Annotated in this window: 14 protein-coding genes; 7 read left to right on the plus strand and 7 right to left on the minus strand. The window is 65.7% G+C overall.

Annotation, left to right across the window (positions count from 1 at the left end):
- Both HZZ16_RS08795 and HZZ16_RS08800 read left to right on the plus strand, forming a co-directional pair.
- Window positions 1–738 carry an SDR family NAD(P)-dependent oxidoreductase gene (locus HZZ16_RS08795; RefSeq protein ID WP_197948086.1) on the plus strand — a complete coding sequence of 246 codons (738 nt, stop codon included), beginning with the start codon at window positions 1–3 and terminating at the stop codon, window positions 736–738.
- 64 nt (window positions 739–802) lie between these two features.
- Entirely contained in the window at window positions 803–1,177 is a 375-nt protein-coding gene (locus HZZ16_RS08800; RefSeq protein ID WP_035998251.1) for a CsbD family protein, read from the plus strand.
- 154 nt (window positions 1,178–1,331) lie between these two features.
- On the opposite strand, the gene HZZ16_RS08805 is transcribed toward HZZ16_RS08800, so the two are convergent.
- Together HZZ16_RS08805 and HZZ16_RS08810 are read right to left on the minus strand one after the other, a co-directional pair.
- On the minus strand, window positions 1,332–3,044 hold the full coding sequence (locus HZZ16_RS08805) for an SGNH/GDSL hydrolase family protein (protein ID WP_197948087.1): 1,713 nt from the start codon (window positions 3,042–3,044) through the stop codon (window positions 1,332–1,334).
- A 171-nt stretch (window positions 3,045–3,215) separates the two neighbouring features.
- Window positions 3,216–4,601, minus strand: coding sequence for a lytic murein transglycosylase (locus tag HZZ16_RS08810; protein WP_197948088.1), 1,386 nt, complete (start codon window positions 4,599–4,601; stop codon window positions 3,216–3,218).
- Window positions 4,602–4,804: 203 nt separating this feature from the next.
- On the opposite strand from HZZ16_RS08810, the gene HZZ16_RS08815 reads away from it, so the two are divergent.
- Window positions 4,805–5,680: a UTP--glucose-1-phosphate uridylyltransferase gene (locus HZZ16_RS08815; protein WP_035998261.1), complete on the plus strand. Its 876-nt coding sequence runs from the start codon at window positions 4,805–4,807 to the stop codon at window positions 5,678–5,680.
- Window positions 5,681–5,785: 105 nt separating this feature from the next.
- Here HZZ16_RS08815 and HZZ16_RS08820 read toward each other — a convergent pair whose 3' ends face one another.
- A complete protein-coding gene (locus tag HZZ16_RS08820) occupies window positions 5,786–7,282 on the minus strand; it encodes a sensor domain-containing diguanylate cyclase (RefSeq protein ID WP_197948089.1) in 1,497 nt (498 codons plus the stop codon).
- A gap of 147 nt (window positions 7,283–7,429) precedes the next feature.
- Here HZZ16_RS08820 and HZZ16_RS08825 point away from each other — a divergent pair, with 147 nt between their 5' ends.
- The gene (locus tag HZZ16_RS08825) at window positions 7,430–7,690 is read left to right on the plus strand and encodes a DUF7662 domain-containing protein (protein ID WP_197948090.1); all 261 of its coding nucleotides are present in this window, start codon (window positions 7,430–7,432) and stop codon (window positions 7,688–7,690) included.
- Between the two features lie 70 nt (window positions 7,691–7,760).
- Here HZZ16_RS08825 and HZZ16_RS08830 read toward each other — a convergent pair whose 3' ends face one another.
- The gene (locus HZZ16_RS08830; protein WP_197948091.1) at window positions 7,761–10,637 is read right to left on the minus strand and encodes an EAL domain-containing protein; all 2,877 of its coding nucleotides are present in this window, start codon (window positions 10,635–10,637) and stop codon (window positions 7,761–7,763) included.
- 153 nt (window positions 10,638–10,790) lie between these two features.
- Window positions 10,791–11,789, minus strand: a complete 999-nt coding sequence (locus HZZ16_RS08835; RefSeq protein WP_197948092.1) for an NAD(P)H-quinone oxidoreductase — start codon at window positions 11,787–11,789, stop codon at window positions 10,791–10,793.
- Between the two features lie 118 nt (window positions 11,790–11,907).
- Here HZZ16_RS08835 and HZZ16_RS08840 point away from each other — a divergent pair, with 118 nt between their 5' ends.
- Both HZZ16_RS08840 and rcdA read left to right on the plus strand, forming a co-directional pair.
- Window positions 11,908–12,099, plus strand: a complete 192-nt coding sequence (locus HZZ16_RS08840) for a DUF1192 domain-containing protein (protein WP_197948093.1) — start codon at window positions 11,908–11,910, stop codon at window positions 12,097–12,099.
- A gap of 560 nt (window positions 12,100–12,659) precedes the next feature.
- Window positions 12,660–13,169, plus strand: a complete 510-nt coding sequence (gene rcdA / locus HZZ16_RS08845; protein ID WP_197948094.1) for a protease adaptor protein RcdA — start codon at window positions 12,660–12,662, stop codon at window positions 13,167–13,169.
- Window positions 13,170–13,354: 185 nt separating this feature from the next.
- On the opposite strand, the gene rpmE is transcribed toward rcdA, so the two are convergent.
- Window positions 13,355–13,582, minus strand: coding sequence for a 50S ribosomal protein L31 (rpmE, locus tag HZZ16_RS08850; RefSeq protein ID WP_027573780.1), 228 nt, complete (start codon window positions 13,580–13,582; stop codon window positions 13,355–13,357).
- Between the two features lie 198 nt (window positions 13,583–13,780).
- Here rpmE and HZZ16_RS08855 point away from each other — a divergent pair, with 198 nt between their 5' ends.
- Complete coding sequence (locus HZZ16_RS08855; protein ID WP_197948095.1) at window positions 13,781–15,631, plus strand: ABC transporter ATP-binding protein/permease; 1,851 nt, start codon at window positions 13,781–13,783, stop codon at window positions 15,629–15,631.
- Window positions 15,632–15,649: 18 nt separating this feature from the next.
- Here the strand turns inward: HZZ16_RS08855 and HZZ16_RS08860 are convergent, their stop codons facing one another.
- A complete protein-coding gene (locus HZZ16_RS08860) occupies window positions 15,650–15,874 on the minus strand; it encodes a hypothetical protein (RefSeq protein WP_197948096.1) in 225 nt (74 codons plus the stop codon).
- Window positions 15,875–15,941: the final 67 nt, after the last annotated feature.

A 15,941-nucleotide genomic window follows, 5' to 3' on the forward strand; every position in this document is an offset into this window, starting at 1 on the left:
ATGGCAAACGAGCTCAATTTCTCAGGCAAGCAGGTGCTGGTGGTCGGCGGTTCCAGCGGCATCGGCAACGGCATCGCGCAGGCCTTTCGCGCCAAGGGCGCAGCAGTTGCAGTTTGCGGCACGCGTGGTCGCGCAACGGAATATTCAACCGACGAAGGCTCCGATCTCGAAGGTCTTGCTTACGCGCAGCTCGACGTCGGCAGCCCCGGCGCGATCGAAGCATTCAGGCCGTCGTTCGACCGTCTCGACATCCTGGTGCTCGCGCAGGGCGCGGTGATCTACCGCTGCGGCGAATTCGAGATGGCGGGTTTCCGCAAGGTTGTCGAGATCAATCTGATGAGCCTGATGTCCTGTGCGACGCGCTTTCATTCCATGTTGCGGGACGCGAAGGGCGCGCTGATCATCGTGTCCTCGACCGCGGCCTATCATTCCACCATGGGCAATCCCGCCTACAACGCCTCGAAGACCGGTGCGGTCGGATTGACGCGCACGCTGGGCGAGGCCTGGGCCGAGGACGGCATCCGCGTCAACGGCATCGCCCCAGGGCTCGTCGACACCAAGATGACGAAGGTGACGACCGACAATCCGAAGCGGCTCGAAAGCGCGCTCGCCCGCATCCCGCTGCGGCGATTGGGCACGCCGGCCGACATGGCGGGCGCGGCGCTGTTCCTGGCCTCGCCCCTGTCGTCCTACATCATCGGCCAGACGCTGGTCGTCGATGGCGGCCTCATTCTGTAGGCAAGGCCAAGGAACCGCGCTGCGTCTGATCGGTTACTTCGGCTGACCACCGAGGAGGATCATCATGGACACGGATCGGATTGTTGGATCGGCGAAGGAATATGCCGGACGCGCGGAAGGCGCGATCGGAGACATGGCAGGCGATGCCAAGACGCAGGCGTCGGGCAAGGCGCGGGAAGCCGCGGGCACGGTGCAGAATCTCTACGGCCAGGCCAAGGATGCCGTGCGCGACGCCACGGACACCGCCGCGGGCTATGCCAAGGACGCCTACGAGAACAGCGGCGAGACGTTCCGCGACGGCTCGAAGGCCATTGCGCAGAAGGTGCAGGACAACCCGCTCGGCGCGCTGCTGGTTGCTGGCGGCATCGGCTTCGCGCTGGCGCTGCTGATGTCGCGTCCCGCCCGCCGTCCGCCGTCACGCTGGCGCTATTACGGCTGAGCGACGAACAGGCAGTCTCGTGCCCCGGACGCAGCGCAGCACGCAGTGTTGCGCTGCTGAGCCGGGGCCAATTCTTTCCTGAATGATGTGAGTGGGTCCCGGCTCTGCGCAGCAGCGTTTCACGCTGCTGCGCGTCCGGGACACGACTGTTGGCTTACCGAACGACTTCCGCCGACCGTCCAACATTGCCCGGCGGACGTGGGATCGCGGGGTTCGGATACGGATTGCGCGGTCCCGGCGCCGGCGCCAGCTGGCGCGGGGCCGGCGGGGGCTGTGGCGAGCCGAAGCCGAAGAAATCACGGAATGAGGGCGTTGCCTGGGCCGGCAGTTGCGGCGGGAGCTGCGGCTTCTTCGGCGCGAGCTTCGGCGGCGGCGCGATCGCGGCTGCCGCGCCCGGTGCGCCCTGAGCCGCCCCGCCGTCCGGAGTCGTTGCCGCCATCGGCGTATCGCCCTTGGCCTGCTCGCGGCCGACTTCCCGACGCGGCCAGGCGTAATCGTCGGCGCGGCCGGCGGGAGCCGCCAGCGGCTCACCCTTCACCATGGTCTTGGCGGCGAGTGCATCGACTGCGGCGGGACGCGTGCCTGGTCCGCCCAGCAATTGATCGGTCGAGATCGAGGCTGCAACCAGCGGCACGATCGGCCCGGCCAGCGGCCGCGGCGCGGGCTTGCCCGGCTCGGCGCTGGTGTCGGGGGTTGCGGGCTCGCTCGGCAGTGCGATCGGGCCGGAGCGTCCGGCGAGAAGGCGCGTGATCTCGCGCTCGACATAATGCGCGAGCTTGCGCGCGCCGGCCTTGGTGAAATAGACGCCGTCGGAGCTGCGCAGCTGGCGGATCTGGCCTTCGAAGTCCGGGCCCTTCTGCAGGAAGCGGCCGGCTTCGTCGACGAAGCCGTCCCACACGTCGACATAGGTGATGCCGGCCTTGGCCGCGCCCTCGCGGTATAGCGAATCCAGGAACAGCGTGTCCGCCGTGCCCTTCGGTCCGCGGACTGCGGGCAGGCCGACCCAGAGCACCGGCACGCCCTTGGTCTTGAGGACGGAAGCGAGCTCCTCGATCTTCTTGCCGTAGAGCTCGACCCAGCGCTCGTCACGGAATTCGTAGAGGCCGTTCGGATTGCGCGCGGTCTTTTCCGGCGCGGCCGCCGGCGTGTCGGCATTGTCGGCGTCGTCCTGCGGCAGGTCGGCATCGGCAGGCTTGTCATCCGGCTTTGCGGCGCTGTCGCCGGGCTTGGCGTCACCCGGCTTTGCTTGTGGCTTGGCGCGCGCACCCTTGTCGTTCTTCTTGTCCCTTTCCGCGGCCGCCTTGTCCGGTTTGTCGGCGGCTGGCTCGCGGATCGCGACGCGGTCGTTGAGGCCGAGCATGACGACGATCACGTCGGGCTTTTCGGTCTCGAGAATGCCCTTGGCCGCAGCCGCCCAGTCCGCAGGCTCGCCCTTGGGCTGGTACTTGATCAGGCCGGACGTGGTCTTGTGCTTGCGGATCACGCCCATGTCGGGCTGCTCGGCGTACGCGTCCTCGAGGCCATAGGCGAGCCAATCGGCCATGGCATCGCCGATCACCAGCACGTTCTTCTCGGGAATGGTGTCGCGCTTGGCCGGCGCCGGCGCACGCGAAAAATCCTGGCGCGGCGCCTGCGGCGGCGGCTGCTGGAAGGGTGCGAAGAAGTCGCCGCCGAACCAGCCGCCACCTCCGCCGCCCCGTGGCGGCGGTGGTGGGGCCGAACGCTGCGGCGGACCGCCGAAGCCGGGGAAGTTGAAGAATTGCGCCGAGGCGGGTGCCGCCACCGACACCAGGATCGCAAGCGCCGTCCCCAGCGCGATCAACGGGCCGGTCTCGGTCAGCGCCTTGAACAGGGACTTCTTCGACATGCGATCTCGGGCACGCGCAAATGGGGGATCGGAGCTAGCTCAATATAATAACGGAATCAGGCGCCAAACAGGCAAATTCCATCGCAGATTCTTGTCCATAGACCGGGGAACACCAGTCCCGGTCAAGGCTATCAGCCAAAATCCCCCTTCAAGGTTACTTCAGGCGCGATTTTACCGCCCGCGCAGCCGGTCCAGCACGTCGGACGAGGCAAAACCGTCGGCGGGCACGCCGATCGAGGCCTGGAAGTTGCGCAGGGCCTCCCTGGTCAGGCCACCGAACTGGCCGTCCGGGCTACCCTTGTAGAAGCCGCGCTGAGCCAGCAGCTGCTGCAGCTCCAGCCGCTCGGTGCGCGACAGCTCGCGCTCCTGCCGCGGCCAGGGCTGCACGAAAGGCTGTCCCCCGCGCAGGCGGTCGGCGAAATGGCCGATCGCCAGCGCATAGGCCTCGGCCGGGTTGTACTTCATGATGACGCGGTAATTCTGCAGCATCAAAAAGCCCGGCCCTTGCGCGCCGGCCGGTGCCAGCAGGTAGGCCTTCTCCGCCGAGTGCGGGAAGGGCTGGTTGTTCGGACGTTTGAGCCCGAGCTTCTCCCATTGCGCGATCGGCATTGCCTTGGCGCGGTCGGCCAGCATGTAGTTGAAGCCTTGCGGCACCACGACCTCGTAGCCCCAGGTCTGGCCGGGCTGCCAGCCGTCCTTCTTCAGATTGTTGGCGGTCGACGCGATCAGGTCGGTCGGATTGTCGACGACGTCGCGCCGGCCGTCGCCATCGCCGTCCACCGCGAAGCGCTTGAACGCGGTCGGCATGAACTGGGTCGGGCCGAAGGCGCCGGCCCAGGAGCCGCGCAGCTGCTCCGGACGCAAATCGCCGCGGTTGAGGATCTCCAGTGCGGAGAGGAATTCGTCCTTGAAATAGGCCTGGCGGCGGCCGATGCAGGCGAGCGTCGCGGTCGATTGCAGCACGCTGCGATCGCCCATCTGCGTCGAGTAATTGGACTCGATGCCCCAGATCGAGGCGATGATGTAGCGGTCCACGCCGGTGGCCTTTTCGGTGGCGTCGAACTGCGCCTTGTATTTGGCGAGGATCTCGCGGCCCTTGGCGAGGCGGTTGTCGTTCACCAGGATATCGAGATAGTCCCAGATCGACTTGGTGAATTCCGGCTGCGAATCCATGAGGTCCATGATGCGCAGGTCGGGCGAGAGTCCGCCGGTGAAGCGCTGAAAGTTTTCCTGCGTGACGCCGCGCCGTGCCGCATCGGGCCACATCGCAGCGACGCAATTGTTGAAGTTGCCGGCAGCCTCGCGGATCGCGGCTGCCGTCATCAACGGATGGCCGGAGGCGCCGTCCTCACCGCTCCATGGCAACGCTCCCGTCGGCGCGCCGCTCGGGCCAGGCGAGGGCTGCGCGGGTGCCGGGTTCGATCCCGAGAAGATGCCGCCGAACAGGTTGGACAGGCCGTTCTGCGCCTGGGCGTGCGCGCCAGCCGGCAGCAGCAAAGCCGCCGCAACGACTGCGCCGCCAGCCCGTCTCGCTAGTCCTGCCACTGATTGCATCATGTTCCACCCGTCGGCCTGAAAACCCGCCACAGGAGGCCTGGTTAGCGTTGCCAATAGCTTAACAAACGTGAAATTTTGGTGGCCGCCTTTTTCTTAACTCTGTCGGGGCGAGGCCCCACATCCGCCTTTGTTGGCGGCTGCAAACAGGCTAGCAAGGATGGATTGCTTCCGTCCCGTGTGCCCCAAGGTATTCGATCGATCCCATGAAAATTCGCAAAGCTGTATTCCCCGTCGCCGGCCTCGGCACCCGCGTTCTGCCTGCTACCAAGGCGATGCCAAAGGAAATGCTGACCATCGTCGACAAGCCCCTGATCCAATACGTCTATGACGAGGCCAAGGAAGCCGGGATCGAGCACTTCGTCTTCGTCACCGGCCGCAACAAGGCTGTCATCGAGGATCATTTCGACCGGATGTTCGAGCTCGACACGACGCTGGCCGCACGCGGCAAGAAAGCCGAGCAGGACATTCTGGCGCAGAACCAGCCCGAAGCCGGCGCGGTCAGCTTCACCCGCCAGCAGGCGCCGCTCGGCCTCGGCCATGCGGTCTGGTGCGCGCGCGACATCGTCGGCAACGAGCCGTTCGCCGTGGTGCTGCCGGACGAACTCGTGCTCAACACGCCCGGCTGCCTGAAGCAGATGATCGAGATGGCCTCCTCGCTCGGCGAGAAATCCAATCTGATCGCGGTCGAGGCGGTGCCCGATCACCTGACCCATCAATACGGCATCTGCGGTGTCGGCAAGCGCAACGGCAAGATGTTCGAGGTCGACGGCATGGTCGAGAAGCCGGCCAAGGGCACCGCGCCCTCCAACCTTTCGATCACCGGCCGCTACATCCTGCAGCCCGAGATCTTCAAGATCCTGGAGACCCAGGAGCGCGGCGCCGGCGGCGAGATCCAGCTCACCGACGCCATGATCGGGCTCGCCAAGACGCAGAAATTCTACGGCGTCGAATTCGAAGGCGAGCGCCATGATTGCGGCTCCAAGCCCGGCTTCCTGCGCGCCAACATCGCCTATGGCTTGAAGCGCCCGGAATTGCGCGACGGCCTGATCGCGGAGATGAAGAAGTATCTGGGGCAGTAGCTCTCGCCGTCATTGCGAGCGAAGCGAAGCAATCCAGAATCTTTCCGCAGAGAAAGTCTGGATTGCTTCGTCGCAAGCGCTCCTCGCAATGACGGGAGGGGAGCCTCACGCCACCAGCGACAGCTGCGGCAGGGTCGCCACCACCGACTGGTTGCGCCCGCCGGCCTTGGCGGCGTAAAGCGCCTTGTCGGCGGCGGCAATCAGCACCGGCCAATCCATGCCGGCGGCCGGGACGAGGCTGGCGATGCCGCAGGACACCGTCGACATCGCCTGATCGTCGGACCAGCCCTGCACCTTGAGGCGGATCGTCTCCGCCACCTTGAAGGCGTCGGTGGCCGAGGTGTTCGGCAGCAGCACGGCGAATTCCTCGCCGCCATAACGCGCCGCGCAATCGCCGGCGCGGCTCACCGAATCGGAAATGCAGATGGCGATGCCGACCAGCACCTGGTCGCCGGCCTGATGGCCGAACGTGTCGTTGTAGGCCTTGAAGTGATCGGCATCGATCATGAGCAGCGCGATCGGCGCCTTCTGGCGCATGGCGCGCCGCCATTCGACGTCGATGACGGAATCGAACTTGCGGCGGTTCTTCAGGCCCGTGAGCGCGTCCGTCGTCGCCAACTCCTCGAGCTTGCGCTCGGCCTCGGCGCGCCGGCCGATCTCGCGCGCGAGCACGAGGGTCGATCCCAGCACGAACAGGATGAGCGCCAGCACCACGGCGCCGATGCGGAGCGCCTCCTTTTGCCAAAGGGCGAACACCGCGGCCAAAGGCTTGCCGGCGACCACGAACAGTGGGCCGCTGTTGCCGCTGCGGACGTAGAGCCGGGGCGTCGGATCGACCGGGCCCTGTCCCGAATAGGAGGCGCCCACCCTGAGATTGTCGGCCTTCCAGTTCTGGCGATCGTTCAGGTTCGTGCCGATGATGTCGAGATCGAACGGCCGCCGCATGATGATGGTGCGGTCGCGCTTGAGCACGGTGATGGTGTCGTCGGCATCGAGCTTGAGCCGATCGAAAAATTCGTGGAAATAGCTGAAGCGGATCGAGCCGGCGACGACGCCCAGGAAGCCGCCGTCCGCATCGCTGATGCGCCGGCTCAGCACGATCGAGTAGGCGCCGCGAAACAGCATGGGACGGCTGATGAAAAGCTCCGCGCCGGGATTGTCGCGGTGAATCTTGAAGTAATCCTCCTCGCTGCGGTCCTCCGGCAGCGGATCGAGCGTGGAGGCGTCGATGGTCAGCCGGCCCTCGGCGTCGAACACCTGGATGGCGCCGAAATGCTTGGCAGTGGTCGCGTGGTCGAACAGGATCAGGTGACGGATCGGCTTGGAGACCGTCGCCAGCTCCGGCAGCAGCATGTTGCTGGCCACCGCCTTCAGCGACAGGTCGTAGATCTCGACGTTGCGGCTGACGTCGGACTCGATCGTGGTCGCGAGGTTCTGCAGCGTCTGGCGGGCGAGCGCCTCCTCGCCGCGGCGCATGTCGAGCATGACGTTGACGCAAATGGCGGAAAAGCCGATCACCGTCACCACGGACGAGATGATCAGCAGCTTCGCCGAAATCCGCCACGGCCGGCGGGCCGTGACGTCGCGCCATCCAGAGAACATTGTTCGCTCCTGTCCATAGTGGATGCGCCCGAAAGCTTGAGTAGTGTTTAAGCCGCGACGGCGCTGCCGCAATGAGTTAAGAATCGGTTTATGCGGCTGACGGTTTTGAGCAGGCCTGATCTTCCGCCCCGGACGAAGAGGACCATTGTGAACGACTACGACGCGTTGCGTGATTATCTGCTGCGGCAGAAGCAGGAGGAGTTCGTGCTGAGCTTCGAGCAGATCGAGGAGATCATCGGCGCGGCGCTGCCGCGCGCGGCCCAGCGTGCCTCATGGTGGGACAGCCTGCGCAGCCCCGACATCCAGATGCCGCAACGCGAAGCCTGCCTCGCCGCCGGCTTCGTCGCAACGCGCATGCCGGACGGCCAGAGCGTAAGGTTCAGGAAGCAGAAACCCCAGCGCAGGTGAGGAAGTCGCACACGGCTCATGCCTTGCGGACAGTCTCACCCTCCTCCTCCAGGGGAGGGTAAGAGAATGCTCAGCTCGCCGCTTCCAGCCGCACTTCCGTGAGCAGCCGCATCGCCGCGTCCGCATCCATCGGCTCGCCGAAGGCGAAGCCTTGTGCGTATTCGCAGCCCATCTGGTAGAGCTCTACTGCGTCCGAATCGGTCTCGGCGCCTTCGGCGACGACGTCCATGCCGAGATCGTGCGCGAGCGCGATGATCGACTTCAGGATCACGGGGCGGGTGCCGCGGCTGGTGGTGCGCACGAACGACTGGTCGATCTTGATAGTGTCGAACGGGAAGCGCTGCAGATAGGCCAGCGAGGAGTGGCCGGTGCCGAAATCGTCGAGCGACAGCCCGGTGCCGAGCTCGCGGATCCGGGTCAGCATCTGGGCTGCGTGCTCCGGATTCTCCATCACCAGCGATTCCGTCAGCTCGAGCTTGAGCGTGCCGCGCGCCACCGAGGAGCGCGACAGCACGGTGCGGATGTCGTGGATCAAATCGTGGCGCAGCAGCTGCCGCGATGAGACGTTGACCGAGGCGAAGATCGGGTCGCGCGAGCGCATCGCACGCTGCCACACCGAGAGCTGCTTGGCGGTCTGGTCGAGCACGAACATGCCGAGGTCGACGATCAACCCGGTCTCTTCGGCGATGGTGATGAACTCCGCGGGCGCCATGCGCCCGAGCTTCGGGTGGTCCCAGCGCGCCAGGGCCTCGAAGCCGGCGATGGAGCGATCCTCCAGCCGCACGATCGGCTGGTACAGGATCGTGATCTCCTGCCGCTCGATGGCGCGGCGCAATTCGCTCTCCAGCGTCAGGCGGTCGGTCTTGCGCGCGCGCATCGCCGGCTTGTAGACGTCGATGCGGTCGCCGCCGATGCGCTTGGAGTGATACATCGCGAGCTCGGCGTCCTTGATGATCTCGTCCGTGAGCTGGGTTTGCGGGTCGGACAGCGCGAGACCGATCGACGCGGTGAGGAAGATCTCGCGGTCGTTGAACGCGATCGGGGCGCGGATGGTCTTGCGGATGGTTTCGGCGAAAGCGGTGATGCGGGCCGGGTCCTGCTCCGACAGCAGGATCAGGCCGAACTGATCGCCGGCCATCCGGGCCAGCGTGTCCTGCGGCTTCAGGATGCGGGTGAGGCGCCGCGCCAGCGTGAGCAGGATGGAATCGCCGACCGCGATCCCGACGGAATCGTTGACCTGCTTGAAGCGGTCGAGGTCGATCACCATCAGCGTCGGCCGCAGCGTCGGCATGGTCTTGGCGAAGTTCGCGACCGCACCTAGCCGGTCCATGAACAGCTTGCGGTTGGGCAGGCCGGTGAGATTGTCGTGCACGGAATCGTGCAGCAGGCGCTCCTCGGCGTTGCGCAGCTCGGTGACGTCGGTGAGCGTGCCGACCACGCGCGAGACCTCGCCGTCAGAGCCGACCACCGGGCGCGCCTTGAGCGCGAACCACATGAAGTGGCCGTCCGGCGTGCGCAGGCGGAAATCCTGCACCAGACGGCCGCGGCGCTGGTCGAGCACGCTGTCGAGCGCGGCGCGGAAACGGTCCTGGTCGAGCGGATGCAGCACTTCTAACCAGGACGCCGCCGGTCCTTCCAGCGTGCCGCGCTTCAGCCCGAGCAGGGCTTCGGTCTCGGGGCTCGTGAACACCTTGTCGGCGGAGACGTCCCAGTCCCAGATCAGATCGCCGGAGCCGGCCAGCGCCAAGGCCCGCCGTTCGATGTCGGAGACGACGCCGGTGCTGGCGCCGCCGCCGGCAAAGGCGTGCTGCATCACCGTGAAGCCGATCAGCATCACGATGAGCACGAGGCCGCCGAGCAGGGCAGGGCCGACGATGTCGTTGGTGACGGAGCCGGCGACCGTCATACCGGCTGCGACCACCCAGACCACCAGGAGGAACCAGGTCGGGATCAACAGCACTGCGCGGTCGAAGCCGTGGGTGGAGAGATAGACAATCAGCGCGAAGCCGGCGAAGGCGATCAGCACCAGCGAGATGCGCGCGATGCCGGAGGCCACCGCCGGATCGAACAGCGCGAGCGCCACCAGCGAGCCGAGGAAGGCGAGCCAGCCGACCGTGATGTGCGAATAGCGCACGTGCCAGCGGCTGAGGTTGAGGTACGCAAACAGGAAGACCAGCAGCGTCGCCGCCAGGATCGCTTCGCCCGCCGCGCGCCAGATGCGCTCGGCGTTGTTCGACATGTCGAGCACCTTGCCCCAGAAGCCGAAATCGACGCCGATATAGACCAGCACCGCCCAGGCCAGCGCCGCCGCGGCCGGGAACATGATGCTGCCCTTGACCACGAACAGAATGGTGAGGACGAGCGCCAGGAGCCCGGAGATGCCGATCACGATGCCCTGGTACAGCGTGAAGGAGTTGACCTTGTCCTTGTAGGCTTCCGGCTCCCACAGATAGAGCTGCGGCAGCTTGTCGGTGCGCAGCTCCGCCACGAAGGTGACGACGGCGCCGGGGTCGAGCGTGATGCGGAACACGTCGGCGGTGGCGCTTTCCTGCCGTTCCGGCCGGTCGCCGATCGAGGGCGTGATGGTCGCGATGCGCGACAGGCCGAGGTCGGGCCAGAGCAATCCCGAGGAGACGATGCGGTAATGCGGGGCGACGATCAGGCGGTCGAGCTGGTCGTCGGTGTTGTTGGCGAGCGCGAACACCACCCAGTTCTGGCCGCCTTCGCGGGCGCGCACCTCGATGCGGCGGACGATGCCGTCGGTGCCGGGCGCGGTGGAGACCTGGATGCGATCGGCATCGCTGCGCTGATGCTCGAGCACGCCGGTGAGGTCGATCGCGGGCGCGTCGCTACGGACGCTGACGGCGTCGAGCGCGCGCGCGGGATACGCGGCGACGAGAATCATGAGGCCCAGCGCGATGGGCGCGAGGCACCTGATCAGACGCAAGGTCAGTTCTCCGCGTTCGACGCAAACTCGTCAGTGCAAGGCGAATCTAGAAGGCGATTTCAGACCGGACCGATGCGGTTCGGTGCGTCGCGATAGATGCCACGAAAGCGAGGAAAATCAAAGGGTTTCCGGCTTGCCCTGTGGGTCGGTGGCTTACGCCTCCAACACAATTTTGCCAATATGTGCGCTCGTTTCCATGCGCCGGTGGGCGTCTGCCGCCTTTTCCAGCGGGAAAGTGCTGTCCATCACCGGCTTGATGCGGCCTTCGCGCAAAAGCGGCATCACTTTCTGCTCGATCGCGGCCACCATCGCCGCCTTGTCCGCATTACTACGGGGGCGCAAGGTCGAGCCGGTATGGGTCAGGCGCTTGACCATGACCTTGGCGATGTTGACGCTGACCTTGGGGCCGTTGAGGGTCGCGATCTGGACGATGCGGCCGTCGACCGCCGCGGCATCATAGTTGCGATCGACATAGTCGCCGGCGACCATGTCGAGGATCAGGTTGACGCCAACGTTGTTGGTCTCTTCCTTGACCACGGCGACGAAGTCTTCGCTCTTGTAGTTGATGGCGCGGTCGGCCCCCAGCTTGAGGCAGGCGTCACACTTGTCCTGCGATCCCACGGTCACGAATACTTTTGCGCCGAAGGCTTTGGCGAGCTGAATGGCCATGGTGCCGATGCCGGAGGAGCCGCCATGGATCAGCAGCGTCTCGCCGGCCTTGAGGCCGCCGCGTTCGAACACGTTGTGCCAGACTGTCATCAGGGTTTCCGGCAGCGCGCCGGCTTCCTTCATCGACAGCGCCGGCGGCACGCTCATCGCCTGGGCGTCTTGGGCGATGCAGTACTGCGCATAGCCGCCGCCGGCGACCAGCGACATCACCTTGTCTCCGACCTTGTGCCGCTTGGCGTTGCTGCCGACCGCGACGACTTCGCCTGATATCTCGAGGCCGGGCAGGTCGCTGGCGCCGGGCGGCGGCGGATAGGCGCCGGAGCGCTGCGCCACGTCGGGCCGGTTGACGCCGGCAGCTTCGACCTTGACCAGGATCTCGTCGGGACCGGGCTGCGGAACGCTGCGTTGCTCCGGCACCAACACCTCCGGTCCACCGGGCTTGGAGATGGCGACCACGGTCATTTGCGCGGGCAGCTTGTCCATGATGTGTCCTTGAGCAAAGGTGCGGGAGGAAACGAGGCCCTTGCTTAGCCAGCGCGGTGCAGGCTGGCAACCGCCTTGGGCCGTGTGGTCCGGTCCGCGGACGAGAGGAGCAACGACGATGCCGATGGAAGAGGACGATCGCCCGCGCAAGAAGATCAGCCATGAAATTGGGCAGGACCTCTCACTTTTGTCAGTGGAGGAACTGACCGAGCGCGTGGCGCTGCTCAAGGCCGAGATCGCAAGATTGGAAGAAGCCGCCACCAAGAAGCGCGCCTCGCGCGATGCGGCGAACAGTATTTTCAAGTCGTAGTGGTCGCCACACAACGACTTCCCGGACGCGTGGGTTCTCCGCCTCGTCATTCCGGGGCGGCGCGTCAGCGCCGAGCCCGGAATCCATAACCACAAGAAGCCGTTGAAGCTGGCAGGCGGACCACTCCATCTTCCTGGGGCTATGGATTCCGGGCTCGCGCTGCGCGCGCCCCGGAATGACGGCGGAGCGCTTGTTCCGCACGTCCCTCGGCCACTGGCCGACATGGCTAACGAACTCCCAAAAAATTAGCTCGTTTACTTCGGATTAAGCTTTCGGGTTTATGACTGGAACTGTCCTCGTTTGGACACCGAGTGGCTCCTGTCCACTCTGTTTGACGCCTCCCTGTTATCAACTTTCAAAGCCGCCGGTCTCCGGCGGCTCTTTTTTGCGTTCACTGCCCGGTTTGGGCCTCTCACCCCGGTTGCATTCGAAAGGATTGACCCGCGGAAACCATATCCGCGCTTGTCACTGGACTCCGCGTCTCGCCCGCGCAATGATTTGTTCATCATAAGCCGGCGCCAAAGCCGGGCAGTCAAACAGTTGCGTAAGAGGCGTTAACCATGGAACGTTTGCAGGCCGAGGGCGCTCTCGTTCAGCTCAGCGAGCGATTCACCAATTCTGCGGCGTTCGGCAATTTGTTCCGTGAGGGCATGGACCTCGTCGAGGAGACCGCTGCCTATCTCGATGGCGCCGGCCGCGTCGAGGCCAAGGCGCTCGACCGCGCTGTCAGCCTCACCTATGCGACCGAGAGCATGCGCCTCACCACGCGCCTGATGCAGCTCGCCTCCTGGCTACTGCTGCACCGCGCGGTGAAGGAAGGCGAGATGACGCTGAGCCAGGCCAACCGCGAGAAGACCAAGGTCAAGCTCACCGCCGCCGATCCCGGTCCCGCCGATACCATCGAGAAGCTGCCCACCCAGCTTCAGGACCTGATCCATCGCTCGATGAGCCTGCAGACCCGCGTCCGCCGCCTCGACAGCACGATCCATACCCCGCCGGCGGAGCAGGCCGCGATCGGCAATCCGTTGGTGCCGCACCTCAACGCCCTGAAGGCCGCGTTCGAGCGGTAGGGACTATCAACAATCCCGATCGTCATTCCGGGACGCGCCTCTTGGCGCGGGCCCGGAATCCATACTCCCGATCGTGGTTATAGATTCCGGGCTCGCGACTTCGTCGCGCCCCGGAATGACAGCCCAAAAGAAAAACGCCCCCGGTCTCCCCGGGGGCGTTTTCATCTCCAGCCTTGCGGGCCGGCTCAATCCTTCTTGAGGAAGCCCGAAAACTTCTTCTGGAAGCGCGAGACGCGGCCGCCGCGGTCCATGATCTGGGCGGAGCCGCCGGTCCAGGCCGGGTGCGACTTCGGGTCGATGTCGAGGTTCAGCGTGTCGCCTTCCTTGCCCCAGGTCGAGCGGGTCAGGTACTCGGTTCCGTCGGTCATCACGACCTTAATCGTATGATAATTCGGATGAATTTCGGCTTTCATGGCAATTCCTCGGCGCTTCGGCGCCTTCTTGGGTGGCTAGCGAATGACGGATTTGGGCGGCTCTATACCCCACGAAACCTCGCAAAACAAGCCATACTGCCGCTGTGAACCGGGGTTTGCCCCTAAGGGACATCCCGGATTTGCCACTACTCTTGCACCGGCCTATTGGGAGCAAACGAATGCAATGGGTCGGATCTCATGAGCGCAGTGGAACGGCTTGATGACCGGGACATCGAACGGCCTGTAATGAACGCCGCGGACACCCCCTCGATCGAGGCCGAGCTGATCGAAGCGCCGGCCAAGGGCCGCGCCAGGCTGCGGCCGCTGCTCGCGCTCGCGCCGTATGTGATCCGCTATCGCGGCCGGGCGGCGCTGGCCTTCGTCGCGCTCACGATCGCAGCGCTGACCACGCTGCTGGTGCCGGTCGCGGTGCGCAGGATGATCGATTTCGGCCTGACGCCCGAGGGCATCGAGCTGATCAACAGCTACTTCTCGGTCATGCTCGCGGTCGTCGCCGTGCTCGCCATCGCCAGCGCGGCGCGCTACTACCTCGTGATGACGATCGGCGAACGCATCGTCGCCGATCTCCGGCGCGACGTTTTCGCGCATCTATTGTCGCTCTCCCCCGCCTTTTTCGATTCCGCGCGCAGCGGCGAATTGATCTCGCGCCTCACCGCCGACACCACCCAGCTGAAATCGGCCGTCGGCGCCTCCGTCTCGATCGCGCTGCGTAACCTGATGATGTTTCTGGGCGCGACAGCGATGATGGTGATCACGAGCCCGAAGCTCTCGGGCTTCGTGCTGCTGGCCATCCCTTTGATCGTGCTGCCGCTGGTGGCGTTCGGGCGCTGGGTGCGGCGCCTGTCGCGCAATGCGCAGGACACGCTCGCCGACGCCTCCGCCTATGCCGGCGAATTGGTCGGCGCGATCCGCACCGTGCAGGCCTATACCAGCGAGCAATTTGCCGAGAAGCGTTTCGGCGGTGAAGTTGAGCAGGCCTATGAAGCCGCGCGCACCTCGACCCAGGCTCGCGCCGTGCTCACCGCGATCATCATCTTCATCGTGTTCGCAAGCGTGGTCGCCATCCTCTGGATCGGCTCGCATGACGTGCTCACCGGCGCGATTACGCCGGGCCGGCTCGGTCAGTTCGTGCTGTATGCGGTGTTCGCCGCAGCGGGCCTCGGCCAGCTCAGCGAAGTCTGGGGCGAGGTCTCGGCGGCATCGGGCGCGGCCGAGCGCCTGTTCGAGATCCTCCACGTCAAGCCCGAGATCACCGCGCCTGCGGCGCCGCTTGCGCTGCCGGTGCCCGCGCGCGGCGAGGTCGGTTTCGATCGGGTCAGCTTCGCCTATCCGGCGCGGTCCGACGTCAACGTGCTCGACGCGGTGTCGTTCACCGTGCGTCCCGGCGAGAAGGTCGCGATCGTCGGTCCATCCGGCGCCGGCAAGAGCACCATCTTTCATCTGCTGCTGCGCTTCTACGATCCGCGCAGCGGGACGATCTCGCTCGACGGCGTGCCGGTCAAGTCCGCTGACCCCGGCGATTTCCGCGCGCGCATCGCACTGGTACCGCAGGAATCCGTGGTGTTCGCCGCGAGCGCCCGCGAGAACATCCGCTTCGGCCGGCCCGACGCGACCGATGCCGAGGTCGAGCGCGCCGCCGAGCTCGCCCATGCCGCCGAATTCATCCGTCGCCTGCCCGAAGGTTTCGAGACCGCGCTCGGCGAGCGCGGCGTGACGCTGTCCGGCGGCCAGCGCCAGCGCATCGCGATCGCGCGCGCCATCCTGCGCGATGCGCCGCTGTTGCTGCTGGACGAAGCCACCTCAGCGCTCGACGCCGAAAGCGAGACGCTGGTGCAGACCGCGCTGGAAGAGCTGATGCGCCACCGCACCACGCTCGTCATCGCTCATCGTCTCGCGACCGTTCTGTCCTGCGACCGCATCCTGGTGATGGACCAGGGCCGGATCGTCGAGCAGGGCACGCATGCCGAGCTCGTCGCGGCGAATGGGCTCTATGCGCGGCTGGCGCGGCTGCAGTTCGAGGGCGCGTGAGGCGTCGCCTCACTTTTGTCATTGCGAGGGCCGGCACTTCGGCGACAGCGCCGGCACGTTCGGCCAGGACCAGTTCTTCCAGCTTCCGTCCGCTTCGACGCAGGCTGATGCCCCAGGGCTGTTCGTCTGCGCAGGGGCGCTTGACGTCGCAAAGCGCTGGTCGACATAGGTCGTCGACACGTAGCCGGCGACGATGACGCCCAGCATCACCGAGGACCCCTTGGCCAGCTCGCTCAGCTTCATCGATCGTCTCCATCGGCCATGCCTGAGACAACGAATAACCGGCGCCTTGGGATCCCCGATGTGACAG

The organism is Bradyrhizobium glycinis (assembly GCF_016031655.1).
Classification (GTDB): domain Bacteria; phylum Pseudomonadota; class Alphaproteobacteria; order Rhizobiales; family Xanthobacteraceae; genus Bradyrhizobium; species Bradyrhizobium glycinis.

What these genes read in the sequence shown, in the direction of transcription:
- HZZ16_RS08795 (WP_197948086.1), top strand. Translation starts at nt 1, where the DNA reads ATGGCAAACGAGCTCAATTTCTCAGGCAAGCAGGTGCTGGTGGTCGGC.
- HZZ16_RS08800 (WP_035998251.1), top strand. Translation starts at nt 803, where the DNA reads ATGGACACGGATCGGATTGTTGGATCGGCGAAGGAATATGCCGGACGC.
- HZZ16_RS08805 (WP_197948087.1), bottom strand. Translation starts at nt 3,044, where the DNA reads ATGTCGAAGAAGTCCCTGTTCAAGGCGCTGACCGAGACCGGCCCGTTG.
- HZZ16_RS08810 (WP_197948088.1), bottom strand. Translation starts at nt 4,601, where the DNA reads ATGATGCAATCAGTGGCAGGACTAGCGAGACGGGCTGGCGGCGCAGTC.
- HZZ16_RS08815 (WP_035998261.1), top strand. Translation starts at nt 4,805, where the DNA reads ATGAAAATTCGCAAAGCTGTATTCCCCGTCGCCGGCCTCGGCACCCGC.
- HZZ16_RS08820 (WP_197948089.1), bottom strand. Translation starts at nt 7,282, where the DNA reads ATGTTCTCTGGATGGCGCGACGTCACGGCCCGCCGGCCGTGGCGGATT.
- HZZ16_RS08835 (WP_197948092.1), bottom strand. Translation starts at nt 11,789, where the DNA reads ATGGACAAGCTGCCCGCGCAAATGACCGTGGTCGCCATCTCCAAGCCC.
- HZZ16_RS08840 (WP_197948093.1), top strand. Translation starts at nt 11,908, where the DNA reads ATGCCGATGGAAGAGGACGATCGCCCGCGCAAGAAGATCAGCCATGAA.
- rcdA (WP_197948094.1), top strand. Translation starts at nt 12,660, where the DNA reads ATGGAACGTTTGCAGGCCGAGGGCGCTCTCGTTCAGCTCAGCGAGCGA.
- rpmE (WP_027573780.1), bottom strand. Translation starts at nt 13,582, where the DNA reads ATGAAAGCCGAAATTCATCCGAATTATCATACGATTAAGGTCGTGATG.
- HZZ16_RS08855 (WP_197948095.1), top strand. Translation starts at nt 13,781, where the DNA reads ATGAGCGCAGTGGAACGGCTTGATGACCGGGACATCGAACGGCCTGTA.
- HZZ16_RS08860 (WP_197948096.1), bottom strand. Translation starts at nt 15,874, where the DNA reads ATGAAGCTGAGCGAGCTGGCCAAGGGGTCCTCGGTGATGCTGGGCGTC.